We start from the raw sequence: 26963 nt of genomic DNA on the forward strand, positions 1-26963 counted from the left end.
CATGCCCCTCAGCTCCCTGGTGCGTCTGCTGCAGAGTTCGGCGCTCACCGGAGAGTTGCTGGAACGGCGCTCACGTGATCAGCGTCTGTTGCTCCGGGGTGGCCACAGGGCGGCGCGGGCCCTGGTGGCTACGGCGCTCGCCCGTCGCGCCGACCAGCCGCTGCTTGTGGTGGTGCCGACCCTGGAGGAGGCCGGTCGCTGGACGGCGTTGCTGGAGTTGATGGGGTGGAGCAGCACCCAGCTCTATCCCACCAGCGAGGGATCCCCCTACGAACCGTTTGACCCCACCACGGAGATCACCTGGGGCCAGCTGCAGGTGCTCAGCGAACTGCAGAGCGGCAGCGCCCGGCCGGATCTGGCGATCGTCGCCACCGAACGCTGCCTCCAGCCCCACCTGCCGCCGCCGCAGGCGTTGGCCGAGCGCTGCCGCAGCCTGCGCAAGGGCGACACGGTCGACCTGGAAGAGCTGGCCACCTGTCTGTCCCAACTGGGCTACGAGCGGGTGTCGAGCATCGACCAGGAGGGCACCTGGAGCCGTCGCGGCGACATCGTCGACATCTTTCCGGTGAGCAGTGAGCTGCCGGTGCGGCTGGAGTTCTTCGGAGATGATCTCGACAAGCTGAGGGAATTCGACCCCGCCAGCCAGCGCTCTCTCGATGCGATCGAGAGCCTCCGCCTCACCCCCACCGGCTTCAGCCCCCTGATTGCCGAGCAGTTGCGGGAGCGGATGCCCGATGGCCTGGAGGCCCTGCTCAGCGAGCAGGCCTTGCAGGAGTTGCTTGAGGGGGGCACCCCTGAGGGGATGCGCCGCCTGATGGGACTCGCCTGGGATGCCCCAGCCTCCCTGCTCGACTACCTGCCCGCCCATTGCTGCGTGGCGATCGATGAACGGCGCCACGGTCGCGCCCATGGCCAGCAATGGCTCGATTACGCCGAAGAGCAGCACGGGGAACTGACCGCTGAGCTGAGCCAGCCCCTGCCGCTCCTGCACCGTCCGATCGAGGCGGCCATGGCCTTGGCGGAAGCCTTTGATGGGTTTGACCTGGCGGAGCTGCAGGAGAACGACAGCCACGCCAATGCCTTTGATCTCACCAGTCGACCGGTGCCGGCTTACCCCAACCAGTTCGGGAAGCTCGGGGAGCTGGTGAAGGGCTATCAGGCCGAGAAACAGTCGGTGTGGTTGCTCTCCGCCCAGCCCAGTCGCGCGGTCGCCCTGCTGGAGGAGCACGACTGCATCAGTCGGTTTGTGCCCAATGCCGCCGATGCACCGGCGATTGAACGGCTGGTGGAGCAGGGCACCCCCGTGGCGCTGAAAACGAAGGGAACGGCGGAATTAGAGGGACTGCAGCTCCCCGCCTGGCGGGTGGTGTTGATCACCGATCGGGAATTCTTCGGGCAACACAACCTCGGCAGCAGCGGTTACGTGCGTCGACGGCGCAAGGCGGCCAGCCGCACGGTCGACCCCAACAAGATGCGCCCCGGTGACTACGTGGTGCATCGCAACCACGGCATCGGCCGTTTCCAGAAGCTGGAGAAACTGGCGATCAGCGGTGAGGTGCGCGACTACCTCGTCGTGCAGTACGCCGATGGCATCCTTCGGGTCGCCGCCGACCAGCTGGGCAGCCTCGGCCGCTACCGCGCCAACAGCGACACCCCACCCCAGCTCAGCAAGATGGGCGGCTCGGCCTGGGTGAAGGCGAAGGAGCGCGCCAGCAAGGCGGTGCGCAAGGTGGCGCTCGATCTGGTGAAGCTTTACGCCGAACGGCATCAGGCCCCGGGCTTCGCCTTCCCCGCCGATGGCCCCTGGCAGGAGGAACTCGAAGACTCCTTCCCCTACGAGCCCACGCCGGATCAGCTCAAGGCCACGGCGGAAGTGAAGCGCGACATGGAACAACCCCAGCCGATGGACCGGTTGGTGTGCGGCGATGTGGGCTTCGGCAAGACGGAGGTGGCGATCCGGGCCATCTTCAAGGCGATCACCGCCGGCAAACAGGTGGCGATGCTCGCTCCCACCACCGTGCTCGCCCAGCAGCACTGGCGCACGTTGTCGGAACGCTTTGCCCCCTATCCGATCAAGGTGGCGCTGCTCAACCGTTTCCGCACCGCCAGCGAGCGCAAAGCCATCCTGGAGGGTCTCAAACAGGGCACGATCGATGCGGTGGTCGGGACCCACCAGTTGCTGAGCAAGAGCACGAGCTTCGACAAGCTCGGCCTGCTGGTGGTGGATGAAGAACAGCGGTTCGGGGTGAATCAGAAGGAGAAGATCAAGGCCCTGCGCAAGGACGTCGACGTGCTCACCCTGTCGGCGACACCGATCCCCCGCACGCTCTACATGAGCCTTTCCGGGGTGCGGGAAATGAGTCTGATCACCACGCCGCCGCCGCTGCGTCGTCCGATCAAGACTCACCTGGCGGCCCTCGATGAGGAGGCGGTGCGCAGTGCGATCCGCCAGGAATTGGATCGCGGCGGCCAGGTGTTTTATGTGGTGCCCAGGGTGGAGGGCATTGAGGAGGTGGCGGCTCAGCTGCGCCAGATGTTGCCCGGTCTGAAGCTGCTCGTGGCCCATGGCCAGATGGCCGAGGGAGAGCTGGAGAGTGCCATGGTGGCGTTCAACGGCGGTGAGGCGGATGTGATGCTCTGCACCACGATCGTGGAGAGCGGCCTCGATATCCCCAGGGTGAACACGATCCTGATCGAGGACGCCCATCGCTTCGGCCTGGCCCAGCTCTATCAGCTGCGCGGACGGGTAGGACGCAGCGGCATCCAGGCCCATGCCTGGCTGTTCTATCCCGGCGATGCCTCTCTCAGCGATGCCGCCCGCCAGCGCCTGCGGGCGATCCAAGAATTCGCCCAGCTCGGCAGTGGCTATCAGCTCGCCATGCGCGACATGGAGATCCGCGGCGTCGGCAATCTGCTTGGTGTGGAGCAGAGCGGCCAGATGGAGGCGATCGGCTTCGACCTCTACATGGAGATGCTGCAGGAATCGCTGGCGGAGATCCAGGGTCAGGACATTCCGGCGGTGGACGACACCCAGGTGGACCTGCAGGTGACCGCCTTCATCCCAGCCGACTGGATCACCGACTCCGACGAGAAGATGGGGGCCTATCGCGCTGCGGCCGAGTGCACCAGCGCCGAAGCGCTGGTGGACCTGGCGGCCACCTGGGCGGACCGCTATGGCGCCCTGCCTGGTCCGGTGCAGTCACTGCTGCAGCTCATGGACCTCAAGCTGCTCGCCAAGCGCTGTGGTTTTTCCCGGATTCGCCCCGAGAAACCAAACATCGCCTTGGAGACCCCGATGGAGGAGCCGGCTTTCCGTTTGTTGCGCCAGGGGCTGCCCCAGCACCTGCATGGCCGACTGGTGTATCAGGCCGGCACGGGCACCAGCGCCAAGGTGCTCGCCCGCGGTCTTGGTGTGTTGCCGATGGAGAAACAGCTGGAGGAGCTCAAAGGCTGGCTGGAGCAGATGGCAGCCCAGATTCCCGATGCTGATGGGTTCACCGCCGAGCAGCGACAGGAGCAGGACAAGGCCCGCAACGAGGCGGTGCTGTCGGTGTGACGCGCCTGGAGAGGCCGGCCCTGGGGATGGCGAGGTCGTGACCCGCAAAAATGAGAAGCGGCCGACACATTGCGCAATTCTTCGTTACAGTTTCTGGAGTACGCGGAGTCGTCGTGGGTGAGTTCATCGATCCGATCAGCAGCGCTGGATCCATGGGCCTCTTCGGCAGCCTGATCGGCGCTGCCGCCCTCGGCGTGTATGCCCTCTGGCAGAACGACACCCAGAATGATGATGACGATTCCAATCCCGGTGGTGGCTTGATGCAACCGGTGGCCTGACCCTTCACATCTGGTCATCCCTCTCCCCCGTTTGGGTGATTCTTTTTGAGCGGCAGTGGTCGACGGTGGAGATGTCCTCCGTCAGCACTGGATGACTCCCCGCCTGTTGCGCTGTTTTGTCACTGCCTCTCTTGGCGTTGTGGCCCTGGCAGCAATTTCCCCTGTGGAGGCCAGATCCTGGTCGGCCATTGATGCGCTGCGCACCCGTCTGAGCCGCGAAGGGGTGCGCGTCGTTCAACGCGATTGTCCGCAGCGTGGTCTGCAAGGTCTGTATCACCCCCGGAGCGACACGCTTGTGGTCTGTCGCTCCCACCGCAGCGCCGCTCAGGTCTGGGACACCCTTGCCCATGAAGCGACGCACCGCATGCAGCAGTGCGCCGGTGGCGCGATCACCAAGCGTGATCAGCACCAGGCGATGGTTGTTGCTCTCAACCGCAGCCATCCCGCTGAGATCGCTTCGCTGCGGGCCTATCCACGCGTTGAGCAGCTGGCTGAGCTGGAAGCCCGTTACACCGCAAAGCTTCCGCCTGATCAGGTGCTGCATCTGTTCGATCGCTACTGCGGTGGCCAGACACGCCTCTGAGGGCGCCATCGCTGCTGACGTTGTCACCTCTCCGTTCGTCCTTTATCCGTTCTTCCTTCCATCCTCATGAACCAACTGTTGATGCAACTGGCCCTCGCTGCTCTGGGGCAGTTCGCTGGTGGCGGCCTCGGTGGGGCGCCGATGGGCCTGCCGATGACTCCGATGGCTCCCATGTCTCCCATGGCTCCCATGTCTCCCATGGCCCCCATCACTCCGGTCCCCACCAGAGCCACGACCCCCTCCCTCCAATTGGCCTCCCTGGCCACGGCCACCTGCCTGTTGCGGGGCGGTGTCATCCAACGGGATCAGGCCCTGCAGATGATGCACCATCAGGGCCAGACCTGGGGGTGGCGCCCCGACTGGGGCCAGCGCATCCCCCTCGCCCAGGTGGATCGGGCGATCGGTTCCGCCGGCGGCTGCACGGCTTTGCTGGAGCGGATGCAAGACGGCGAACGGGGTGGCAACAGGGTGGTTCCTGCCACCTACCCCAGCCCTTCAAGTGGGGCCAGCAGCTTCAGTGAGCGCGAAGGCTTCGGGCTGGCGCCCTATCGCTGAAGTGCCGACTTGAGATTGGCGGAGCCGGGCTTGTAGGCCCGGCCGCTGCTGGGAGCCGCCAGGGCTTTGATCAGGGTTGTTTCGGCAACGCGGTACTGGCTGTCTTTGTTGGTGCCGAGGTCTTCCAGCTTGAGCGATTGGATTTCCTCCTCGCTCATCTCCACCTTCACATCCGGCTTGATGCCGTTTTTGTGAATGTCGGTGCCACTGGGCGTCAGATATTTGGCGATGGTCACCGTCATGCCGGACCCATCCGCCAGGCCGCGCACGGATTGCACCAGGCCTTTGCCGAAGGTTTTCTGGCCCACCAACTGGGCCCGGTGGTTGTCCTGCAGGGCACCGGAGAGGATCTCGCTGGCACTGGCGGAGCCTTCATTCACCAACACCACCACGGGACGCTGGGTCAGAGCACTGCCGGTGGCCCGCCGCACATCCTGAATGCCGTCGCGGGTCTTGGTGCTGACGATCGTGCCTTCATCGAGCCACTGGCGAGCGATGTCCACGCTTGCTTCCAGCAGGCCACCTGGATTGCTGCGCAGATCGAGCACGTAGCCATCTACGCCTTGCTCCTCCAGGCTGCGGATCGCCGCCCGCATCTCCTTGGCAGCGTTGGCATTGAATTGCTTGAGGCGGATATACCCCACCTTCTGACCGTTGGGCGCCTTGTTGAGCTGGCTGCTCACCGAGTGGATTTCGATGCGGGCCCGCACGAGGGGCACCTGCAGCACCTGGCCCTTGCGACGCAGGCCGAGGGTCACCTGTGTCCCTTCCTTACCGCGGATCAATTTCACCGCGTCTTCGGTGGTCATCCCCTTGGTGGAGGAACCATCGATCGACACGATCACGTCCTTCGGTTGCACACCGGCGCGGGAGGCCGGGGTGCCTTCGATCGGCGACACCACCACGATGTCTTTGGTTTCTTTATCGAGCGAGATCTGAATGCCCACCCCGGTGAGTTCACCGGAGGTGTCGATCTGCATCTCCTTGAATTCCTTTGGATCGAGGAACCGGGTGTAGGGATCATCGAGGCTGGCGAGCATGCCTCGGATCGCTTCATACGATTCCTGCGTGCCGTTGTAAGGCTTGGCGAGCAGGTTGCGGCGCAGGCTTTGCCAACGCTCCGGGTTGTATTCGCCGGTGGAGTCGAGGTAGTCGCGATAGACGATCTGCCAGACCTGATCGATCACCTCCTTCGGGCTGTCGGTGATCGCCGAGGACGTGCTGCTTGGGAGCCCCAGGCCGGGTGAGGCCACCGCCACGGCCGCTGAAACGCCGCCCACTCCCAGAAGCACCATCCAGGTGCTGCGGCGATCACGCATGGAGCGGCGGTGCTGGGGGGAGGGCATGGGAAACGTCCCGTCAGGACTGATCCTTCACCCTAACGAGTTCAGGCGGGTTCCACCCAGCGACCATCGTCTTTGATCAGCTGAATCAGGGCCTCCACCCCTTCGGATTCCGGCACCTTGCGGATCTCGTCCCGGCCGCGATAAAGGGAGATCACCCCAGGGGTCTTGCCCACGTAACCGTAGTCAGCATCAGCCATCTCGCCCGGGCCGTTGACGATGCATCCCATCACGGCGATGTCGAGACCGGTGAGGTGGGAGGTGGCGGACCGCACCTGGTGCAGCACTTCTTCGAGATTAAACAAAGTGCGACCGCAGCTCGGACAGGCCACGTATTCGACCATCGTTTTGCGCAGCCCCAGGGCCTGGAGGATGGAGAAGCAGACGGGAATCTCTTTCTCCGGTGCTTCGGTGAGGGAGACGCGGATCGTGTCACCCAGACCTTCCGCCAGCAGGGTGGCGATCCCGGCGGTGCTTTTGATCCGGCCGTAGTCACCATCGCCCGCCTCGGTGACACCGAGATGCAGTGGATAGCGGAACCCCTCCGCATCCATGGTGTCGGCCATCAGCCGGTAGGCCGCCAGCATCACCGGCGCCCGCGAGGCTTTCATCGAAATCACGATGTTGTGAAAGTCGAGCGCATCACAGAGCCGCACGAATTCCATCGCCGATTCCACCATCCCTCTCGGTGTGTCGCCGTAAGTGAACAGCATCCGTTCGGCGAGGGAGCCGTGGTTCACGCCGATGCGCAGGGCCTTGTTCTGCGCTTTCAGCACTTCCACCAGCGGGGCGAAGTCATCGCGGATGCGCGCGCCGATCGCATCAAATTCCGCCTGCGTGAACTCCTGACGGCTGGGGTCGGGTTTATCGAACACAAACAGCCCGGGGTTGATCCGCACCTTGTCGACATGGTTCGCCACTTCCAGGGCGATACGAATGCCGTTGTGGTGCACATCCGCCACTAGGGGCACCGCACAGCCCTGGCTGCGCAGCGCCGCGCGGATCTCCTTCATCGCCTTGGCATGCGCCATCGAGGGGGTGGTGACCCGCACGATTTCGCAACCCGCATCGGCCAGTCGACGAATGCCGGCCACAGCCGCCTCGATGTCGAGCGTGTCCTCGTTGATCATCGATTGCACCACCACCGGGTGCTCACTGCCGATCGGCACATCGCCCACCATCACGGTGCGGGTGACGCGGCGGTGGATCTGGGTGTCGTACCGACGGGACGAGCCGACAGAAGAGGTGGCGGTCAAGGGGAGGGAGCGCCGAAAGCGGCTTCACCCTGACACAGACGCTCCCGGATCTGACGTAGATCCGACCGGGTCAGGTCGAGCGGTCGGCCTGGCTGCGTTGAGGGATTGCGAAGTAGATAGGAGGGATGGAACAGGGGCATCCAGGCCCGTCCATCCCGTTCGATCCACTGGCCACGCAGGCCGGTGATCGGCCCGCGTTCCTCCAGCACGGCCGCCAACGCCGTGGACCCCAGCAACCCCACCACGGCGGGATTGACCAAGGCGATCTGTTGCTCCAGCCAGGGGCGACAGGCGGCGAGCTCCTGGCGTTTCGGTTTGCGGTTGCCGGGCGGCCGGCACTTCACGGCATTGCAGATGTAAAGGTCATGGTCTGGGTTGAAGCCCGTTTCGCGCAGCAATTGATCGAGCAGGCGTCCGGAGCGCCCCACGAAGGGGCGCCCCTCAGCATCTTCTGACGCGCCCGGCGCTTCGCCGATCAACATCAGCGGAGCAGCAGCCGAACCACGGCTGATCACCACCTGGTTGCGACTGCCGGCTAGGTCACAGGCCTGGCATTGGCGGCAGGCCGTGGCGAGCGTGGAGTCGTTGGTGGTGTCGTCGTCGCTGTGGGGCTTGGCGGGCGACGCGGCTGTGCACAGGAGCAGCAGCCGATTCCCCTCCGGATCCGCCAGCCAGCATTCGGCGCCGAAGGGTTCTTGCCGCGCCGGTTCAACCACCGTGGCGCCGAGTTGGCGCGCGGCGTCCACCATGGCGTGGAGTGGCTCCAGCGGGTCATCTGCTGTGACGCCCACCTGGTGCTGCAAACAGGGTGCCAGAGCCTGAGCTGCAGTTGGCCTATCGCGAGTGCGTGAGGGGCGATAGAGCTGCAGAACCCCACCACCAGGAAGGTCCACCAGCCAGTGCTGCTCCGCGACGCCTGGGCGATGGTTCGTCTGAAACAAGGCGCCGTAAAAGCGGGCCAGGGCCTCGGGTTGCTGGGCGGCCAGCACCCAACTGAGGCTGGTGGTGGGTTGGGCCGTCATCGCAGCGCTGCGGGTGCTCCAGTCTGGTTGTCTGGAACACCAGATCAGGCAGGATGGGTCATCCCTGCGCACCCGCTGGAGGAGTGCCGCGTTGATGTCAAGCCCGTCAGTTCTCTCCCATCGGGCTGTGGCCCTGAAGCCGTCACTGACGCTTGCGATTAGCGCCCGTGCTCAGGCTTTGAAGGAGGCGGGCCGCGACATCTGCAGCCTCAGCGCCGGTGAACCGGATTTCGACACGCCTGAATTCATTGTCGACGCGACGATGAAGGCGCTCCGCGATGGGATCACCCGCTATGGACCCGCCGCCGGCGATCCGCAGTTACGCGAAGCGATCGCCCGCAAACTCAGCAACGAGAACCGGGTGCCTACCGACGCCGCCCAGGTGCTCGTTACCAACGGCGGCAAGCAGGCGATTTACAACCTTTTCCAGGTGCTGCTCAATCCGGGCGATCAGGTGCTCATCCCGGCGCCCTACTGGTTGAGCTATCCCGAGATGGCTCGACTGGCGGGTGCGGAACCGGTGGTGCTGCCTTCGTCTGCTGCGACAGGATTCCAATTGGATCTGGAGGCACTCGACGCGGTGCTCACCCCGCGCAGCCGGCTGCTCGTGCTCAACACACCGAGCAACCCCACCGGCCGGGTGATGCAGCGGGCTGAGTTCGAGGCCCTGGCGGCATGGCTGCGACGCCACCCTGATCTGCTCGTGATGTGCGACGAGATCTATGAGTTCCTGCTGGCTGAGGGCGAAACCCACCACAGCCTGGCGGCCCTGGCTCCCGATCTGGCGGAGCGCATTTTTATCGTGAATGGCTTCGCTAAGGGTTGGGCGATGACCGGCTGGCGCCTGGGCTATCTGGCTGGGCGCGCCGAGGTGATCAAGGCAGCAGCGGCGCTGCAGAGTCAGAGCACCAGCAATGTCTGCAGCTTTGCCCAGCGCGGTGCCCTGGCTGCCCTGGAGGGATCGCGCAGCTGCGTCACTGCGATGGCGGCGAGTTACAACGAACGCCGTCAGCAGATGATTGCGGGTCTGCAGGCGATCGATGGGCTGACGCTGGTGCCGCCCCGGGGTGCCTTCTATGCCTTTCCCCAGCTTCCGGACGACACCACCGCGTCCGTGGAGTTCTGCCGTCTTGCCCTGGAAGAGGAGGGTCTGGCGTTGGTGCCCGGTGAACCGTTCGGGGATCGGCGATGCGTCCGGCTGTCCTGCGCTGTGGCTCGTGAGACGATTGCGGATGGTCTTGAGCGCCTGCAGCGATTGCTCGATCGCCTCAGGGGCTGACACCACACCTCACTGTTCAAGCAACCCATTTCAGCCATGCCCGCACGAGAACGTCGGGCCGTCGTGTGCCTTGGCCTGCTGGTCAGCCTCGTCACGACGGCCCTTCCCACCTGGGCGCAGCAGGTGCTGCGCATCGGCGCCATTCCGGATCAAAATCCGGAGCGCCTCAATCGTCTGTACGGCGTCCTGGCGAAGCAGCTCAGCAGTGACCTGAAGGTTCCGGTCCGCTATGTCCCCGTCAGCAACTACCCCGCCGCCGTGACGGCTTTTCGCACCGGCAGCCTCGATCTGGTCTGGTTCGGTGGTCTCACCGGTGTTCAGGCCCGTCTGCAGACGCCCGGCGCCAAGGTGCTGGCCCAACGCGACATCGACGCCAAGTTCCGCAGCGTCTTCATCGCCAACACCGCCAGTGGCCTGAAGCCGATCAGCAGTCAGAAGCAACTCACCACATTGCGCGGCAAGCGGTTCACCTTCGGCTCGGAGAGCTCCACCTCCGGCCGTCTGATGCCCCAATACTTCCTGCAGCAGGCTGGCGTGTCGCCCAGTCAGTTCGCCGGTGGTCGCCCTGGATTCAGCAAGAGTCACGACGCCACCATCGCTCTGGTGCAGAGCGGCTCTTACCAGGCCGGTGCCCTGAATGAACAGGTGTGGTCGACTGCGGTGAACGAGGGGCGCGTCGACCCGCGCAAGGTGCGCGTGATCTGGCGAACACCCACCTACGTGGATTACCACTGGGTTGTCCGTCCGGGTCTGGATCAACGCTTCGGCAAGGGCTTCACCACCCGTCTGCAGAAGGCCCTGCTCAACATCGATCGCACCACCGCCAACGGCAAAACGATCCTCGAACTGTTTGCTGCCGGGTCGTTCATCCCCGCCAAAGACAGTCAGTACCAGTCGATCGAACAGGTCGGCAGGCAGTTGGGCAAGATCCGTTGAGCGCAGTGCTCGCCCTGGATCAGGTGTCCGTTGTCGGCCGTGATCTGCCGCGTCTCGATGCGGTCTCCCTGGTGTTGCACCAGGGAGAGCGGGTCGCCCTGCTCGGTCCGAGTGGTGCCGGCAAGAGCACCCTGATCGCCGTGGCCAACGGCAGCCTGCGTCCCGATCGGGGCCAGGTGGTCTGGCCGCAGCAAAGACAGGGGCGGCGGCAACGGCGGGCGATCGGCACCCTCTGGCAAGACCTGCGCTTGGTGGAGGAGCTCTCGGTGCAGCAGAACGTCAACGCCGGCGCGCTTGGCCGGCGTTCGCTGGGCTGGGCCCTGCTCAATCTGCTCTTGCCTCTTGACACGCCCGCTTGTCGCCGCTGTCTGGAGGCGGCAGGGCTGGATCCGGGCCTGCTCGAGCAGCCCGTCTCCCGCCTCTCCGGGGGGCAGCGTCAGCGGGTGGCGATCGCCCGTCTGCTGCGCCAGGAACCGGAGTTGCTCCTGGCCGATGAGCCGCTGGCCAGCCTCGATCCCGCCCTAGTGGACGACATCCTCCAGCGCCTGCTGCATCAGAGCGCGGCCACGGTGCTGATCAGTCTTCACCGCCCCGATCTGGTCGATCGCTTCGATCGGGTTGTGGGTCTGCGCGCCGGATCGGTCTGTCTGGATGCGGTTCCAGCTGAGCTCAGCCCGGAGCAACTGGAGCGGCTCTATCGCCCATGAAACTGCCTTGGCCAAGCGCGCCCTTGCTATGTCTGTTGCCGGCCCTGGCCCTCGTTCCAGTGCTGGTGGTGGTGTTTCCTGCCCTCCATGCCGGTGGTCTCGCCACCTGGGGGGCCTTCCTGTTGGGCGCCCTGAGGCCCAGCTTGGAGCCGGCGGTGCTCAATTCCGTGTTCCACGGTCTTCAGGTGACGCTCGCCACCGCTTTGCTGAGCTGGGCACTGAGTGTGCTGATCGGTGCGGTTCTGGCCCTGATCAGCGCCGATGTGCTTTGGCTCAGTCAGGGCGGCTCGCCCTGGCCTGGTCGCGCCTTGCGTGTGGCGCTGGCCCTGCCCCGTTCGATCCACGAGCTGATCTGGGGGTTGTTGTTGCTCCAGGTCTTCGGGCTGCACCCCTGGGTGGCCGTGCTCGCGATTGTGATTCCCTACAGCGCTCTGGTCGCGCGGGTCTGGCGTGATCAGCTCGACAGCCTTGATCGACGCCGTCTCATCGCCCTGCTTCAGGGCGGCGCCGGCGCCCATGCCGCCCTGCTCACTGCGATGGCACCGGTGATGGCGCCGAGCCTGTTCAGCTACGGCGGCTATCGGCTCGAATGTGCGTTGCGCAGCGCCACCCTGCTGGGGGTGTTCGGCCTGGGTGGTCTGGGCACCGAACTGCAGCTGAGTCTTCAGTCGCTGCGCTTTGGGGAGTTCTGGACCGCCCTCTGGCCCCTTGTGCTGGTGAGTGTGGCCCTGGAGCAACTGCTCCGCCTCTGGCGCCTGCGTCGCGGTGGTGCTGACCGTTTCGTTGATCAGCGCCAGCAACTCGGGTGTGTGGTGGGACTGGTGGTCGCCGTCATCGGCGGCGCGCTTTGGATGCAGCAGTTGTTCCCGCCCGAGGTGGGGGCCCTGCCGTTGCAGTGGCCGCCGCTGCCGGATCGGGCGGCCCTGGTCGCCGCTGCCGGCGAGCTGCCCTGGCTCTCCCTGGTGGGAGACACCCTGCTCCTCACCGTTTTGGCTGCCGGTTTGGCCATCGGCCTGCCGCCGCTGGGTCTGCTGCTCTGGCATCGCGGCGGTGGCACCACGCTGCAGAGCCTGATCTGGATGGCGTTGCGACTGCTTCCCCCACCCTTGACCCTCCTCTTGCTGTTGCTCGCCAATCAACCGAGCTTGGCGCTCGCCGCCCTCGCCCTCGGGCTTCAGAACGCTGGCGTGCTCGGTCGGTTGCTGCTGGAGGGTCTGGAGCAGCAACCCCCTGAGCGGCGCATCGCAATCGAGGCCACCGCAGCGCCGCCGGCCGCCAGCTGGCTCTACGGATCCCTCAGCGGCCAGAGCCATGCCTACCTGGCCTATGCCGCCTACCGCAGCGATGTGATCCTGCGGGAGACGGTGGTGGTGGGCCTGGTGGGGGGCACAGGACTGGGCTGGGCCCTGATCGAAGCCCTGAGCTCGTTCCATTGGGCCGCCATCGCTCTGCTGATTGCCGCGTTCGCTGGGCTCACCCTGGTGGGGGAGTGGCTCAGCGAGCGCCAACGGGCCCACTGGCTGGAGGGCTCCGCACCGCGGGGGCCTGAAGTCCTGCTGCAAAGCTGAGCCCATCTTCCAAAGTTCATCGTCCACCGCTCTCCTGGAAGTTCGCCCCCTATGGAGGTTCGTCCCCGTCAACTGATCGTGATCGGCGACAGCGGTGTCTACGGCTGGGGCGATCGGGAGGGGGGCGGTTGGTGTGAGCGACTGCGCCGCGATTGGATGCGCAGTCCGCTCGCTCCTGTGCTCTATCCCCTCGGTGTGCGCGGCGATGGCCTGGAGAAGGTGGCGGAGCGCTGGCAACGGGAATGGGGCTGCCGGGGGGAACTGCGCCGTCAGCTGCCCGAAGGGGTGCTTCTGGCGGTGGGCCTCAATGACACCGCCCGGGTCGGCCGGGTCGATGGGCGTCCCCAGCTGTCGCTGGAGGCCTATCGCTTCGGCTGCGAGCAGCTCCTGCGCGCCATCACGCAGCGAAGCCAAGTGATGGTGCTGGGCTTGAGTGCCGTGGATGAGGCGGTGATGCCCTTTGCCGGGTGTCTCTGGTATGCCAACGACGCGGTCGCGGCCTATGAAGCGGCGCTGGAGGAGGCCTGCCTGGAGGTGGATGTTCCTTTTCTGTCGGTTCACGCCGCCATGCGGGACGAACCGAACTGGTTGCGCTGGCTGGAGCCCGATGGCATCCATCTCAACGCCGAGGGGCATCACTGGTTGCACCAGCGGTTGATGCACTGGCCGGCGTTGCAGCGTTGGGCAGGCTTCGAGCCGCTGCATCAGCGCACCCCGCTCGCGCTCTGATCGCGTTCTGATTCATCCGATCGGGTGAGTGCCAACCCTTCCCTCCGGGGAGGGTTGGGGTGTGGATTTCACCGACGGTGAAGAGAGTTCACCGTGATTGCCATGACCCAACAGGCACCCACACCCAAGATCCGACAAGGGCGCATCCGCCGCGAGTGGCGGCGTTCCCTTCCGGAGGCCATTCGCCAGCGCAACGGCGAGATCGTGAGCCATCTCGGCCTGGCCCATCACGTCGCCGGGCGTCAGTCGACGCGTGGCCAAGGTGAGTGGGATGACCTGGTGCAGGAGGCGAGCCTGGGATTGATCGCTGCGGTTGAGGGCTTTGACAGCAGTCGTGGTCACCAGCTCAGCAGCTATGCCGTGAGTCGAGCCAACGGCCAGATTCTCCATTTCCGCCGGGATCGCCAGTCCACGATCCGTATCCCCTGGAGGCTGCGGTCGTTGTATGGCCGCGGCATGCGTCTGCAGGAGCAGCAGTGGCAGGCCCATGGCGCTCACCTCAGCGAGGATGCCCTGATCGCAAGGCTTGAGGTGAGCCGGGAGCGTTGGCGGCAGGCCGTCCAGGCTCATGAGCAGGAGGAGGTGCTCAGCCTCGATGGGCCGGGTGTCGAGCCAGGCGAAGCGGCCGAGGAGGTCGCGGTAGAGGATCCGCAGCGGCAGTGGTTGCACCAGGCTTTGCCCCAGCTGCCACCGGAGCAACGGCGCTGGCTGTTGACCCACTGGGTGGAGGGCGTGTCGTTGCGGGCCCTGGCGCGCCGGGAGGGAGTGCATCCGGCCATGCTTCAGCGTGTGCTGGCGACGGCCCTCGAGCAGTTGCGGAGCCTGGCTCAGGTGGCGGCTGAGCCGAGCAGGTTGAGCCCCATGGCCAACAGGGCGGCCAGGGCCGTCTGAATCCCGTTCACCATCTCATTGCTGAGCCAGGCCACTCTTCCTTGGACGAGCGCCCCGAGCACGCTCTCCAAAAGGGTGGCCACGACGCCCACGCATGCCACCAGGGCGGCGACAGCCGGGGAGGCGATCAGACCGAGCGCGAGCACCAGGGCTGTCATCAGGACGCTGCCCACCACGCTGGCCAGGGTGCCCTCGAGGCTGATGGCGCCTTCGGTGCCCGCAGGCACGCGATGCAGGTTGGTGATCAGCACCGTGGTGCGCCCCCAGCGCTTGCCGATCTCACTACCGAAGGTGTCCGCCAGCTTGGCGGCGAAACTGGCGGCGAAACCGATCAGCAGCAACCTTTCGCTGCCCACACCCATCCCGATCAGCAGGGCGAGAACCGCACCGGTGAGGGCTGATCCCCACACGTTCGCCGGCCCCCGCTGCCCGCCTCGCGCCTCGGCCAGGCCAGCGGCTTGTTTCTGGGCGAATCCCAGCTTGGTCACAAGCGAGCCCAGGGCGAGGTAAAGCACCACCGCCAGCCAGCCCCGCCAGCCCAGGCAACCCCAGAGAATCGTCCCGAGGGCACCGGCATGGATCCAGCCGTTGCGCGTCAGCAGGGGCAGGCGTTGGGCCAGAGCGATCAGCAGGGTGTTGATCAGCAGGGCTGTCAGCCATTGGGCCCCGTCGGCCGCCTGTCCAGGCATCGGCTCGAGCATCGCTCTGTGTTGCACTGCCCTAAGGATCGACCGTCAGGGTCCCGGTGCAGCGGATAATCGAGCCACCCCCGGTTCCGATCCAGGCATGGTGCTGAAGCGCAAAGGGTTCTTCCTGAACCTCGAGGAGTCCGCCGATGCCGGCTCCACCCCGCCGGTTCAGGTGGCTCCGGTGAAGGCCCCAGCAGCCAAAGAAGCCAGCGGCAACAAGACGTCTGCCGTGAAAGCCGTGCCGACCCCATCGGCTCCTGCCACGGGCGCATCGGATCCGGCTCCCGCAGCTGACACCGGCAGCAAGCCCGCCCTCACCACCGCGGAAGCGATCGCGGTCGAACTCGCCGCCGCCGAAGCGGCACGTCCGGCGATGACGATCGCCAACTATGCCCCCGAGGCGCTACGGCCCGATCAGGCGCTGCGCCCCCAACGCCGCCGTCCTGGGGCCAACCTCAAGGGGTTCCGCAGCATGGCCGCCGATCTGTTCAAGAGCTGAGCTCAGCCGGCTCGGGACCCCTTCAGCAGCGCTGATCACGCCAGCTCGCCATCAGGGCGACGGCACTCACCGCAGCGGTGGAGGTGCGCAGGATCGATGCGCCGCAGCTGACGGGCGTCCACCCTGCTGCTTCCGCTGCCCGTTCTTCGTCGGGCGTCCAGCCCGCCTCCGGACCGATCGCCACCCAGACCACGCCAGCCTGATCGGGCTGTTGGTTCAGCCAGTGCGGCAGGCACGGCAGCCCTTGCCGGCGCGTGGTCGCCAGCGCTTTCACCGCATCACTGGGTGGCTCTCCCCACCAGTCATCGACGTCGCGACAGGGCAGCAGGCTGGGTTGCCAGAGGCGCTCACACTGCTCCACGGCCTCATCCAGGATCAGTTGCCAGCGTTGTGGTCGCTCCTCGGCCTGCACCGTGCGCCAGTGCGAGCGCAGCGGCTGAATCCGATCGACGCCCAGCTCGCAGGCCATCCGCATCAGCTCATCCATGCCGCGGCGCACCCCCACCACGGCCAGACCCAGCAACGGGGATGGGGCTGGTGCCGGATCTGAGGCCGCCATCGGATCGAGCGCCAGCTCCGCCGGAGAGCAGAGGCCTCCGGTCCAAAGCCCACCTTCTCCATCCACCACGGCCACGGCATCGCCTGGCCTGAGCCGGAGAACGCGGCGGAGGTAGTGGCCTTCCCGATCATTGAGGGACAGCCGTCGGTTGGTGTTCAGGCAAGGCTCCAGCCGGGAGCGCTGGATCAGCAGCCGACGCAACTCCGCCAAGGTCTGCGCTCAGTTGAACGAGGGGAAGAGGCTGTCGGGGTGCTCTTCCACCGGCCAGTCTTCGTTCTCACCACCAATGAGCAGTTCCTCCAGCTGCACCACATCGCTGTCGAGCTGACGCAGGGCGTTGATCAGCACATCGAGGCCGAGGGCATCGCTGGTGCCCAGATCGACCCAGCAACGGGCCCAGTCCTGGTGGTATTCCAGCTGGCCCATGTTGTGCATCAAGGCCGGCATCGCCGAGGTGGCCTCATCGTTGTCGTAGGCCATCCAGCTGAGTTCATCCCCCTCCTCGTGCGCCTGGAGGTTCTCGGCATTGAAGCCGCCAAGGCGACCGATCACATACCAGCTGTCGAAGATGCCATCCACATAATTGCGCTCGCCCTGGCTGGGCACATCGGCGAAGCGCAGCCAGAGCCAGCAGTTGAAGGGATCCACTTCGCGGAATCGAACGTGCATGGCCGGGCTGCAACCACCCCATCATCGCTGCCCCGAGCGGTGATCGACCAAGCTGTTCCCAGAATCGTGCGCAGAGCGGGGCTGGCCGGGCACCATGCTGGAGCTGAAGGATGTGGTGTACAGGCCGGCCACGGCGGAAACCGCCGTGCTTCAGGGCATCGATCTGCAGGTGTGCGGCGGCCAACCGCTTTTGATCTCCGGCGCCAGTGGCAGTGGCAAAACGAGCCTGCTGGAGGTGATCAGTGGCTTGAGTGGGCAGCGCCGGGGCCAGGTGCTCTGGAATGGCTCCGCACTGAATCAGCGGCAGCGACGTTGGCTCTGCGGTGTGGTGTTTCAGTTCCCTGAACGTCATTTCCTCGGACTCACCGTGGCGCAGGAGCTGAAGCTGGGCCATCGTCGCCTTGCCAGCGAGGCCCTGGATCGGGTCTTGGCCCAGGTGGGGCTGCGCGGCATCGATCAACGTCAGGCACCGGAACGCCTCAGTGGTGGCCAGCAGCGTCGCCTTGCTCTGGCGGTGCAGTTGCTGCGTCAACCGAAGGTGCTGTTGCTCGATGAACCCACCGCCGGCCTCGATTGGTCGGTGCGGCAGGAGGTGTTGGAGTTGCTCCACGGCCTGGCCCGGGATCGGGTGCTGGTGGTGGTGACCCATGAACCGGATCTGTTCGCGGATTGGGGCTGGGCCCACCAGCAGCTCCACGACGGCAGGCTGCGCCCTCTGGCACCATTGCCCCCAGCTGCACCATCGCCATGAGCGATCGCCTCGTTCGGGCCACAGCAGCGGCTGGAGGCATTCGTCTGGTGGCCGTGACCACCACGGAAGCCACCCGGACCGCCCGCGAGCGCCATGGCCTGTCGTATCTCACCACCGTGATGCTCGGTCGGGCGATGGGGGCGGGTCTGCTGCTCGCCAGTTCGATGAAGGTGGCCCACGGGCGGGTGAATCTGCGGGTGGGGTCCGATGGCCCCCTCAAGGGTCTGATGGTGGATGCCGGTCGCGATGGCACGGTGCGCGGCTACGTGGGCAACCCGCAGCTGGAGCTGGATCCCATTGCGGATGGCGAGGGGCACTACAGCTTTGATTTCGCCGCTGCCGCCGGCACCGGGTATCTGCATGTGGTGCGCGATGAGGGCAAGGGGGAGCCGTTCAGCAGCACCGTGGAACTGGTGCGTGGCGGAATTGGGGAGGATGTGGCCTCCTATCTGCTCCATTCCGAGCAGACCCCATCCGCTGTGTTCGTGGGGGAGCGCATCAACCGCGACGGTCTGCAGTGCAGCGGTGGCCTTCTGGTGCAGGTGCTGCCGAAGGCGGCTGAGGAGCCGGCGTTGGTGGCGCTGCTCGAAGAGCGGTGTCGGGAGATCGAGAATTTCAGTGCCCGGCTCGACGCCTGTCAGACCAATCTGGAAGCCCTGCTTCAGGATGTGTTTCCCGATCTCGATCCCCGGCCGATCCCGGCCGGAGAACCGAGCCAGGTCGTGCGCTTCCATTGCCCTTGCAGCCGCTCCCGCAGCCTTGGAGCTCTGAAGCTGCTCGGTGCCGAAGAACTCACCACCATGCTGGCCGAGGATGGCGGCGCCGAACTCACCTGCCACTTCTGCAGTGCGGTGTATCAGTTGGATGGCGGCGACCTGCGTCAGCTGATCCAGGAACTGGAAACGGTCGTCTGATCGCAGCCTGAATCAGGCCAGCAGCAGGGCACCGGCCCAGAGCAACAGCGCGGCCGGCAGGGCCTGGACCTGTTCGGGGCTGAGCCAACCGATGGCAGCGGCTCCGGGCACTAGCGCGAGCAAGCTGGCACCCAGCACGAGCCCCACGCTGAGCAGGAGCACGCTCCAGCCGAGAGCGGCGAGAGGACGCCGGCCGCGGCGGATCTGGCTGAGAAACACGCCGATCGTGCCGATCGACAACACCAGCTCGGCGCTGCCTACCGCAAAGAGCAGCAGACCCAGGCCGGCGGCCCCCGCCAGGCCTCGCACCATCAACCCCTGGCCCTCCACCAGGCTCAGTTCCGGCATCCAACTGCCCGCCTGGGCGGCGGAGCTGGGCAGGGAGAACTGGCGCAGGCGGGTGAGCAGAGCTCCAGGCACACCGCGATCCATCGGCGCGGCAGCTTCCACCTGCTGCTCACGCTGAGAAGCGGTCGCGGCTGCTGAACTGACGCGGCCCGATTGACGCTCACGCAGGCGCTCCATCAACACGGCGTCGTAGGCGGCTTCAACCCGAGCCCGCTCCTGGGGATCGTCACCTGCTGCGGCAAGGGCTCGGTCCCGGGCTTGTTGTACCCCTTCAAAAATGGCATCTCGTGAGATGCTCAGGCGCCCGTAGGGATCCTGGGAGCTGGAATCGGAGCCGGAATCAGTCCCGGAAGCCATGGAAGCCTCGTTCTCTACAAGGAGCGTATCGAGCCAATCATGCCGCCGACGGTTTTGCCCCGAACTGGATGATCAGAACAGCGGTGGACCGTGCCGGTAGCCCTGCTGTTGTTCGAATTCGCGACGGCAGTCGCTCAACTGATCGCAGCCGATCCAGCGGCGTCGCTTCAGCAGGGGCATCTGGGGGGGAAGGTGGTGCCCCTCCAGCAGTTCGATCTGCCCCTTCTGGGGATGGCGGAAACAGATGTAATCGATGCCCCCATCCCGGCCGGGGCGATGCAGCCAGATGTTGTCCACGGTGGCGGACCGGACGATCATCTGATTCTGGCGAGCGCAGCGAGGAGCTGCGAGGCGCTCAGAGGCTGATCGGTTCGACCCCACTCACCACCGGTGCGACGGCGCTGAGTTCGAGGGATGGATGCTCCTCTTGCAGCTGGTTGAGATTCCAGCTGTTCTTGAACAGCAGCACCGGCCGAGACCAGGCGTCCTGCACGGTTTTGCAATTGAAGATCCGACCCACCGTCTCCAGGGCCGGCCAGCCGCCACTGACCCAGCGCGCCACTTGGTAGCCCATCGGTTCGAGCCGGGTGGCGACGCCGTATTCATGCTCGAGTCGGTGCTGCACCACCTCCAGCTGCAGTTGGCCCACCGCCGCCAGGATCGGGTCCCGACGGCTCTGATCGGTGTCGTAAAGGATCTGCACCGCCCCCTCTTCCCGCAGCTCGTTGACCCCTTTGCGGAAGTTCTTGAACGCCGAGGGATTGGGGTTGCGCAGCCAGCTGAAGATCTCCGGGCTGAAGCAGGGAATTCCTTCAAATTCCACCTTTGAGCCGGTGTAGAGCGTGTCGCCGATGGCAAACATCCCCGGGTTGTTGAGGCCGATCACGTCGCCGGGGTAGGCGTCGTCCACCACGGCACGGTCCTGGCCGAACAGCTTCTGGGGTCGCGACAGCCGGATCGTTTTGCCGGTGCGGGCATGGCGCACGGTCATGTCTTTTTCGAAGCGGCCGCTGCAGACCCGCACGAAAGCGACCCGATCGCGATGGCGCGGATCCATGTTGGCCTGCAGTTTGAACACGAAGCCACTGAATTCCGGGCGCAGTGGATCGATCAGGCCATCGTGGCCGCGGCCATCCAGCCCACTGCGGGCCGTCGGTTTCTGGGCCATCTCCAGAAAGGCATCCAGAAACGGCCTCACACCGAAGTTGGTCATGGCCGAACCGAAGAACACCGGCGTGAGTTCGCCGGCATGCACCAGTTCAAGGTCGAGCTCCGCGCCGGCGGCTTCCAGCAGCTCCAGTTCCTCCACCGCCTGCTCCAGCAGCTCCGGTTCCACCAGCTCGGCCAGCTCCGGATCGTCGAGGTGCAACAGGCGTTCCTCCGACTGGCGCCCCCGCTCGGCCCGGCTGAACAGCACCACATCACGACTGCGCCGGTCGATCACACCGCGGAACTGTTCACCACTGCCGATCGGCCAGTTCACGGCCCAGGGGGTGAGGCCGAGTTCGGCTTCGATTTCATCGAGCAGGGCCAGGGGCTCCCGCCCGGGCCGATCCATCTTGTTGATGAACGTGAAAATCGGGATCTGGCGCATGCGGCAGACCTCGAACAGCTTGCGCGTCTGGGGCTCGAGCCCCTTGGCGGCGTCCTCGAGCATGACGGCGTTGTCGGCGGCCGCCAGGGTGCGGTAGGTGTCTTCTGAGAAATCCTGGTGCCCCGGGGTGTCGAGCAGGTTGATCGTGTTCGGGCCGTAGTCGAACTGCAGCACCGTGGAGGTGATCGAGATGCCCCGTTGTTTCTCCAGTTCCATCCAGTCGGAGGTCACCTTGCGCTGCTCCCCGCGGGCTTTCACCGCACCGGCCTGTTGGATCGCACCGCCGTAGAGCAGCAGTTTCTCGGTCAGGGTGGTCTTACCCGCGTCCGGGTGGGAAATGATCGCGAAATTGCGACGACGCTCCACCGCCTGGGCCAGATCCTCGCTGGCGGTGTTGGTGGCGGGAACCGTGGTCATGGGCCTCAGGTGCTGAGCACAGCCTGCCAGCTGACGGGGCCTCGGGTGTCCCTGTGGTTCAGCCGAGCCGGCCCCGCACCTCCAGATAGCGATCCTCCAGCTCCACCACCTCCAACGTCTGCAGTCCGGCGTTGGCCAGTTGCTCCCGCACCTCTTTGGCGGTGAAAGCGGCGTGCAGGGAGTTGAGGTAGTCCTGCTGCAGGACAGCCGGTGCGTCGGAACAATGGCGCTCCCGCAGGGCCAGCGCTTGCTCCGGGCTGTCCGGTCGGCGCAGGTCCCGGTGCAGCACGAGGGCGCCAGTGCTGCCGTGGCGTTGATGCAACCGCCAGAGATCCTGGGGATCGTGGAGATGGTGCAGGAGGCTGTTGCTCACGATCACAGTGGCCTCCAGGCTCGGAGCGCTGGTGAGATCCTGCATAGAAGAGGCCTGGTAGCGCAGTCGCTGCAGTCGAGGCTGATCCTGCTGACGGCGTTGCTCCGCAAGCGCGAGCATGCGGGCTGCCGCATCGACGCCGATCACGTCGGCGTTGGGCCACTGCCGTGCCAGCCGCTCGCTGATGTTGCCGGGCCCGCAGCCCAGATCGAGCAGGCGGTCACCGGCAGCCAACTCGCGCTCGTTGGCCAGGCAGAGCTGCTGCAGGGCTTCGATCAGGGCCGCATCGCTGCGACTGAAATCGGCGGCTCCATAGGCGGCGACCTGCTCGAGATCGTTCATCAGCTCCTGTTCGGGGGTGCGTTGCATCAGCTCTTGTGCAGCATCAGGGTCTGGGTGGGGAAGGGGATTTCAATGCCCTCCGCCTCGAGGGTGCTGATCACACGCCGGTTGAGGTCGTGGAGGCTGTCTTCGAAGGCGTCGTGATTGGTGTGGATGGAGCTGAACTCGAGCACGTGGTCGTAGCTGAAGGCGGCAATCCGCTCCAGCCGGCAGGCGCCATAGCGCAGCTGGGGGTCTTGCTCCACGGCGGCTCGCATCAGTTCGGGCACACGTGCCAATTGGTCGGCGGCGGTGCCGTAGGCGATCCCGATAGGGATTTCGGAGAGCTGGGCCCGCTCCACCACCTCCTCCAGTTGCAACAGCAAGGTTTCGCGCATCTGCAGGTAGGCGGGCCAGCCGTGCAACTCCACCATCGCAAACACCACCAGCACTGGTGACGACTCGCTGGGTCGCTCAAGGCTGACCAAAGGATCGTCCAGCCCGGGGAAGGCGGCGAGGGTGCGGCGGGCCTGATGGAGCACTTCCTCCAGTTGGAAAGGGGACCATTCCCCCTCCAGATCGAGCCGGAGTTCCAGCCCCTGCATCGGGGAGCTGTTGCCGGGCAAACCGCGGCGGGAGAAGTTGATGATCGTTGCCTCATCCACCACCGAGTTGGGGATGGTGACGCGACTTTCGAGCGTTTCCAGTTCGAGCGAGCGCAGACCGATCCGGGTCACGAAGCCCAGGTTGTCGCCGACCCGGCAGAACTCGCCGACCCGCAGGGGGCGATCGGTCTGAATCGAGAGGCCGGCGAACAGATTGCCGAGCAGCTTCGAGGCGCCCAGACCGATCGCCAGACCGGGCACGGCCGAGAAGGCAAGCACGGTGCTCGAGGGCAGTCCGAGCAACAGCAATAAGCGGTAAACCAACACCACGGCCACCAGGCCGCCGATGGCGCGGCAGAGGGGCATCACCAGATTGCTGACCCGTTGCAGCTGTAGCGGGGTGCCGCCACCCCTCAGCTTCACCAGCCACTCCGAGCCGGTGCGCCCCACCGCCTCGAACACGAAGAACATGAACACCCCAGCCGTGAGATACCAGATCACGTAGAGCGCGTAGGTGATCACCGCCAGGGGCAGGCCGGTGAAATTGACAACATCGTCGATGAACACCTCGGTGAAGCGGGTGAGGGGCAGGATCGGCAGCACGATCAACACCCGCCTCCAGGCCAGTCGGTCCTGGTTCCAGGGATCCCCCCCCGGTGCCTGGCTGGCCCGCTCCCGGTAGGTCTGCAGCATGAAGCTGCCGAGCCAGGCGAGAAAAAGCAAATACAACACGATGGCCAGAGCGGCACAGGCGATCTGGAACAGGGTCTGATCGCTGATGGGCACTTCGATCAGCTCGCGTACGTTCCGGGGCAGGGCCAGATACCAGGCGGGCGGCACCAGATAGCCCGGGGTGTACACGAAATCCCGGTAGAACACGGGCGTGGCGAACGGTTGATCCACCACCGGGAAGTCGCGGATTTCCTGATACATCTCCGAGATCGCCGCCACGGTGTCTGCGGAGAACAGGTAATCGTGATTGCCGGGATCATTGCTGATCTCGGTGGTGAGGGTGATCGCAGTACCGGGGATCCGCCAGGCATCGGCGGGTTTGGTGCGCTCATCGTTGATCGTCTTCATGCCGGCGGCATCGGGAATGACGATCGGCTGATGGCTATGGGTGAAGACGTAATCGAGCACATGCTTGAGCTGAATCGCCGCCTCATCCGCCATGTCGGTGCGGACACTTTCTGGGAACACAGACGCATCCAGCGCTTTGACCGCGAGCTGGAAGAGAAGCGAGGTGTCGTCGATCTGCTCGCGGCGTTCCAGGGCCTGGGCGTCGCTGTTGGGCAGGGAGGCAACGCGTCCGAGCCGATCGGCTCGCCGTCCCACCTCGGCCATGACGGCATAGAAGTTCAGCAGCGTGGCCCTGGGGCTGTCGCCCACCACCTGGTCGAGCACCACATCCGACCAGCCCGCAGCGATGGCTTCGAGTTCGGCAAAGAACGGTTGCTCCTGAATTGGGATCACCCGGCCCTGACCCGGGCGCTGGTTGCTCACGGCGGGGCGACCGGCGCCGGCCGGCGCTGCCTGCAGGGCGCCACCCATCTGCACCACCAGCAGCAGCGTGGTGGCGAGCAGGATCACGTGGGATCGCAGACGCCTCAGGCGATTCCGCTGCATCTCTGAGCCCGAAAAACTCAATGCATGCTGGCAGCCGGTCTCGCACCGCGCTGGCACTGCTTGTGGTGGTGGTGACCCTTGCTGCCACCACCAGTGGCGTTAGGGTGCGGGAACGCCTGACCGACCACCCGTGACCCTCAGCCCCAGCCGAACGGAGGCCGGCTCCATCGAGACCTCCAGCACCACTGCGATCAGCCTCGGCAACAGCTTGTCGAGTGATTTCCCCCTGACGGCCCCCGCCGCCAATCCGGTCTTCTATCGCACCTACAGCCGTCGCACTGCTTCCGGTCGGGAGAGTTGGAGTGAGGTGGGCGCTCGCAACCTCGGTGGCCTTCAGAAGCTCGGTCAGCTCAGCCCGGAGGAAGTGGCGTTGTTGGCGCGGATGCAGGCCGAGAAAAAGGCGCTTCCCTCCGGCCGCTGGCTCTGGATCGGTGGCACGCCCTGGATTGAGCAACCTGAAAACTTCTCCGGTGCCTACAACTGCACCTCCACCAACCTGGTGGATTGGCAGGCCTTCGGCCTGATGATGGATCTGGCGATGATGGGCTGCGGCACCGGCGCCATCATCGAGCCCCATCTGATCGAGCGGTTGCCTGTGGTGCGCAATCCGATCGAGGTGGTGTCGGTCACCGACATCGGCCTGACGCCGGCGGGGCAACGTCAGGAGCACACCAGCCACAGCATCGACGGTGACCGGGTGGCGATCAAGGTGGGCGACACCCGACGCGGCTGGGTCGACAGTTATCAGTTGCTGCTCGAGCTGAGCAGCGATGCTCGCTTTGAGGGACGCACCGTGCAGGTGGAGGTGGACCTCTCCGATGTGCGGCCGGTGGGCGAGACCCTCAAGGGCTTCGGCGGCATGGCCAATCCTGTGAAGCTAAAGGATCTCTACGGCCGCGTCGCCCGTCTGCTCGGCAAGGCCGTTGGGCGTCGCCTCAATTCCGTCGAGTGTTGTTTGCTGATCGACGAAGCGGCGGTCACGATCGTGGCAGGCAATATTCGTCGCAGCGCCGGCATGCGTCAGTTCGCTGCCAATGATCACGTCGCTGCTGGCGCCAAGGACAACCTCTGGCAGCAGGATGCGGAGGGCAACTGGCGCATCGACCCGGAGCGGGATGCGTTGCGGATGGCCAATCACACCCGCGTGTATCACACCAGGCCCAGCCGCGAGGTGCTGCTGGAGGCGGTGACCAAGCAGTTCCACAGTGGGGAGGGCGCGATTCAGTTCGCTCCCGAAGCGATCGCCCGCTCCAATGCCGACCTGCTCACCACCCCGGAGCTGCGCAAGGAATTCATCGACATCTACTGCGATCAGGGCCGAGAGGAGGCCGGACGCTGGTTGAGCCTTAACCATGGTCCGATTGCTGCGGATGAGTTGGAGCACCGATTGGGTCGCTACGGACTCAACCCCTGTGGCGAGATCCTTGGGGCTGATTTCCACTGCAACCTGGCTGAGATCCATCTCAACCAGATTGATCCCAGTGACGAGGAGGGCCAGCGTGACGCCTTCCGCGCCGGTGCCCTGTCGGTGGCTTGCCTGCTCAACCACCGCTTCGAGGTGGAGCGTTACCGCCAGAGCCGCGCCTGGGATCCGATCGTGGGGGTGAGCTTCACGGGGCTGTTCGATTTCTTTGTGCATGCCTTCGGCACTCCCTGGCTGCGCTGGTGGGAGGCCGGTCGCCCCGACAGTGAAGAGGGTCGCGCCTTCAAGCAACAGGAGGCGGCCTACCTGAGCCGCTGGAAGCGCATCGTTAACGAGACCGTCTGGGACTACTGCGATCGCCATGGCCTGCGTCGTCCCAACCGGTGCACCACGGTGCAACCGGCAGGCACCAAGAGCCTGCTCACCGGTGCCGCGCCGGGATGGCATCCGCCCAAGGCGCAGCGCTTCATCCGCCGGATCACCTTCCGCAAGAACGATCCTGTCGCGATGGCCTGCATGGACTACGGCTACACCGTGGTGCCGTCCCAGTCGGACAAGGACGAGCAGGGCCGTCTGCTCGACGATCCCTTTGATCCCCGTTGCACCGAGTGGTTGGTGGAGATTCCCACGGAAGTCAGCTGGGCCAACCTGCCCGGAGCCGATGCGGTGGACATCAACGCCTTCTCGGCAATGGCCCAGTTCGATTTCTACATGCAGGTGCAGACGCACTACACCGCCCACAACACATCGGCCACGATTGAGTTCCGCGAGCACGAGATCGAACCGCTCACCGACGCCCTGCATCAGACGATCGAGCGCGGTGATGGCTACATCTCCGCGGCGTTGCTTGCCCGTTTTGATGCCAACGCCACTTTCCCCCGCCTGCCCTTCGAGCCGATCGATGCCGCCACCTATGAGCGGATGCAGGAGGAGGTGATGCAGCGGCGTGTGAGCCAGAACTTCTTCGAAGCTCTGCAGCGCTACGACGGCGGTGAGCTCAGCGAGGCTGGGCCCGCCGGCTGCGATTCCGACAAGTGCCTGTTGCCCCTCGCCAAGCCCCAGGGCTGAATGGCGGCAGCGCGCCGCTTAAACTGATGACCTGTCTGGTCTGACCA

Annotated in this window: 25 protein-coding genes; 14 read left to right on the plus strand and 11 right to left on the minus strand. The window is 65.5% G+C overall.

The genetic code is table 11. From position 1 onward, the window contains the following. The first annotated feature begins 1 nt into the window (after position 1). From mfd to SynWH8101_RS14065, 4 genes are all read left to right on the plus strand, one after another. Positions 2-3556: a transcription-repair coupling factor gene (gene mfd / locus SynWH8101_RS05480; protein WP_130128897.1), complete on the plus strand. Its 3555-nt coding sequence runs from the start codon at positions 2-4 to the stop codon at positions 3554-3556. 113 nt (positions 3557-3669) lie between these two features. Then, complete coding sequence (locus SynWH8101_RS14060; protein WP_165380931.1) at positions 3670-3834, plus strand: hypothetical protein; 165 nt, start codon at positions 3670-3672, stop codon at positions 3832-3834. 91 nt (positions 3835-3925) lie between these two features. Next, positions 3926-4417 carry a hypothetical protein gene (locus SynWH8101_RS05485; RefSeq protein ID WP_130128898.1) on the plus strand — a complete coding sequence of 164 codons (492 nt, stop codon included), beginning with the start codon at positions 3926-3928 and terminating at the stop codon, positions 4415-4417. An 81-nt stretch (positions 4418-4498) separates the two neighbouring features. Continuing rightward, positions 4499-4972: a hypothetical protein gene (locus SynWH8101_RS14065; protein ID WP_254428062.1), complete on the plus strand. Its 474-nt coding sequence runs from the start codon at positions 4499-4501 to the stop codon at positions 4970-4972. Here the strand turns inward: SynWH8101_RS14065 and SynWH8101_RS05500 are convergent. Genes SynWH8101_RS05500 through SynWH8101_RS14610 form a run of 3 tightly spaced genes read right to left on the minus strand, consistent with a single transcriptional unit; the run spans position 4963 to position 8593 of the window. Then, positions 4963-6318 (minus strand): S41 family peptidase, encoded by a 1356-nt coding sequence (locus tag SynWH8101_RS05500; RefSeq protein WP_130128901.1) that lies wholly within the window; start codon positions 6316-6318, stop codon positions 4963-4965. The genes SynWH8101_RS14065 and SynWH8101_RS05500 overlap by 10 nt on opposite strands. A gap of 41 nt (positions 6319-6359) precedes the next feature. Further along, positions 6360-7571 (minus strand): (E)-4-hydroxy-3-methylbut-2-enyl-diphosphate synthase, encoded by a 1212-nt coding sequence (ispG, locus tag SynWH8101_RS05505; protein ID WP_130128902.1) that lies wholly within the window; start codon positions 7569-7571, stop codon positions 6360-6362. Then, a complete protein-coding gene (locus tag SynWH8101_RS14610; protein ID WP_370587015.1) occupies positions 7568-8593 on the minus strand; it encodes a uracil-DNA glycosylase family protein in 1026 nt (341 codons plus the stop codon). Before SynWH8101_RS14610 ends, ispG begins: the two co-directional genes overlap by 4 nt. A gap of 94 nt (positions 8594-8687) precedes the next feature. Here SynWH8101_RS14610 and SynWH8101_RS05515 point away from each other — a divergent pair, with 94 nt between their 5' ends. The 6 genes from SynWH8101_RS05515 to SynWH8101_RS05540 all read left to right on the plus strand — a co-directional run bounded on the left by SynWH8101_RS05515 (position 8688) and on the right by SynWH8101_RS05540 (position 14703). Further along, entirely contained in the window at positions 8688-9872 is a 1185-nt protein-coding gene (locus tag SynWH8101_RS05515) for a pyridoxal phosphate-dependent aminotransferase (protein WP_130128903.1), read from the plus strand. Between the two features lie 36 nt (positions 9873-9908). Further along, positions 9909-10808 carry a putative selenate ABC transporter substrate-binding protein gene (locus SynWH8101_RS05520; RefSeq protein ID WP_130128904.1) on the plus strand — a complete coding sequence of 300 codons (900 nt, stop codon included), beginning with the start codon at positions 9909-9911 and terminating at the stop codon, positions 10806-10808. Then, positions 10805-11515 carry an ATP-binding cassette domain-containing protein gene (locus SynWH8101_RS05525; protein WP_130128905.1) on the plus strand — a complete coding sequence of 237 codons (711 nt, stop codon included), beginning with the start codon at positions 10805-10807 and terminating at the stop codon, positions 11513-11515. The genes SynWH8101_RS05520 and SynWH8101_RS05525 overlap by 4 nt, the downstream gene beginning before the upstream one ends. After that, positions 11512-13083, plus strand: coding sequence for an ABC transporter permease (locus SynWH8101_RS05530; RefSeq protein WP_130128906.1), 1572 nt, complete (start codon positions 11512-11514; stop codon positions 13081-13083). Before SynWH8101_RS05525 ends, SynWH8101_RS05530 begins: the two co-directional genes overlap by 4 nt. 51 nt (positions 13084-13134) lie before the next feature. Beyond that, positions 13135-13812, plus strand: coding sequence for a GDSL-type esterase/lipase family protein (locus SynWH8101_RS05535; RefSeq protein ID WP_130128907.1), 678 nt, complete (start codon positions 13135-13137; stop codon positions 13810-13812). Between the two features lie 102 nt (positions 13813-13914). After that, positions 13915-14703, plus strand: a complete 789-nt coding sequence (locus SynWH8101_RS05540) for a sigma-70 family RNA polymerase sigma factor (RefSeq protein ID WP_130128908.1) — start codon at positions 13915-13917, stop codon at positions 14701-14703. Here the strand turns inward: SynWH8101_RS05540 and SynWH8101_RS05545 are convergent. Continuing rightward, on the minus strand, positions 14640-15392 hold the full coding sequence (locus SynWH8101_RS05545) for a TIGR00297 family protein (RefSeq protein ID WP_130128909.1): 753 nt from the start codon (positions 15390-15392) through the stop codon (positions 14640-14642). The genes SynWH8101_RS05540 and SynWH8101_RS05545 overlap by 64 nt on opposite strands. Positions 15393-15489: 97 nt before the next feature. On the opposite strand from SynWH8101_RS05545, the gene SynWH8101_RS05550 reads away from it, so the two are divergent. Beyond that, the gene (locus tag SynWH8101_RS05550) at positions 15490-15891 is read left to right on the plus strand and encodes a hypothetical protein (protein ID WP_130128910.1); all 402 of its coding nucleotides are present in this window, start codon (positions 15490-15492) and stop codon (positions 15889-15891) included. 22 nt (positions 15892-15913) lie between these two features. Here the strand turns inward: SynWH8101_RS05550 and SynWH8101_RS05555 are convergent, their stop codons facing one another. Both SynWH8101_RS05555 and SynWH8101_RS05560 read right to left on the minus strand, forming a co-directional pair. Beyond that, positions 15914-16660, minus strand: coding sequence for a 16S rRNA (uracil(1498)-N(3))-methyltransferase (locus SynWH8101_RS05555; protein ID WP_130128911.1), 747 nt, complete (start codon positions 16658-16660; stop codon positions 15914-15916). A gap of 9 nt (positions 16661-16669) precedes the next feature. Further along, positions 16670-17119 (minus strand): DUF3531 family protein, encoded by a 450-nt coding sequence (locus SynWH8101_RS05560; RefSeq protein ID WP_130128912.1) that lies wholly within the window; start codon positions 17117-17119, stop codon positions 16670-16672. 94 nt (positions 17120-17213) lie between these two features. Between SynWH8101_RS05560 and SynWH8101_RS05565 the strand changes: the two genes are divergently transcribed. After that, entirely contained in the window at positions 17214-17870 is a 657-nt protein-coding gene (locus SynWH8101_RS05565; protein WP_130128913.1) for an ABC transporter ATP-binding protein, read from the plus strand. Next, positions 17867-18784 (plus strand): Hsp33 family molecular chaperone HslO, encoded by a 918-nt coding sequence (hslO, locus tag SynWH8101_RS05570; protein WP_130128914.1) that lies wholly within the window; start codon positions 17867-17869, stop codon positions 18782-18784. The genes SynWH8101_RS05565 and hslO overlap by 4 nt, the downstream gene beginning before the upstream one ends. Positions 18785-18796: 12 nt before the next feature. Here the strand turns inward: hslO and SynWH8101_RS05575 are convergent, their stop codons facing one another. From SynWH8101_RS05575 to SynWH8101_RS05595, 5 genes are all read right to left on the minus strand, one after another. After that, the gene (locus SynWH8101_RS05575) at positions 18797-19489 is read right to left on the minus strand and encodes a CPP1-like family protein (protein WP_130128915.1); all 693 of its coding nucleotides are present in this window, start codon (positions 19487-19489) and stop codon (positions 18797-18799) included. A gap of 72 nt (positions 19490-19561) precedes the next feature. Continuing rightward, positions 19562-19807, minus strand: a complete 246-nt coding sequence (locus tag SynWH8101_RS05580; RefSeq protein WP_165380933.1) for a hypothetical protein — start codon at positions 19805-19807, stop codon at positions 19562-19564. 37 nt (positions 19808-19844) lie between these two features. Further along, positions 19845-21500, minus strand: a complete 1656-nt coding sequence (locus SynWH8101_RS05585) for a peptide chain release factor 3 (RefSeq protein WP_130128916.1) — start codon at positions 21498-21500, stop codon at positions 19845-19847. Between the two features lie 58 nt (positions 21501-21558). Next, positions 21559-22242: a trans-aconitate 2-methyltransferase gene (locus SynWH8101_RS05590; protein WP_130128917.1), complete on the minus strand. Its 684-nt coding sequence runs from the start codon at positions 22240-22242 to the stop codon at positions 21559-21561. Continuing rightward, the gene (locus SynWH8101_RS05595; protein WP_130128918.1) at positions 22242-24425 is read right to left on the minus strand and encodes a mechanosensitive ion channel domain-containing protein; all 2184 of its coding nucleotides are present in this window, start codon (positions 24423-24425) and stop codon (positions 22242-22244) included. The genes SynWH8101_RS05590 and SynWH8101_RS05595 overlap by 1 nt, the downstream gene beginning before the upstream one ends. A gap of 130 nt (positions 24426-24555) precedes the next feature. Between SynWH8101_RS05595 and nrdJ the strand changes: the two genes are divergently transcribed. Next, on the plus strand, positions 24556-26916 hold the full coding sequence (gene nrdJ, locus SynWH8101_RS05600; protein WP_130128919.1) for a ribonucleoside-triphosphate reductase, adenosylcobalamin-dependent: 2361 nt from the start codon (positions 24556-24558) through the stop codon (positions 26914-26916). Positions 26917-26963: the final 47 nt, after the last annotated feature.

The organism is Synechococcus sp. WH 8101 (genome assembly GCF_004209775.1).
Classification (GTDB): Bacteria; Cyanobacteriota; Cyanobacteriia; order PCC-6307; family Cyanobiaceae; genus Synechococcus_C.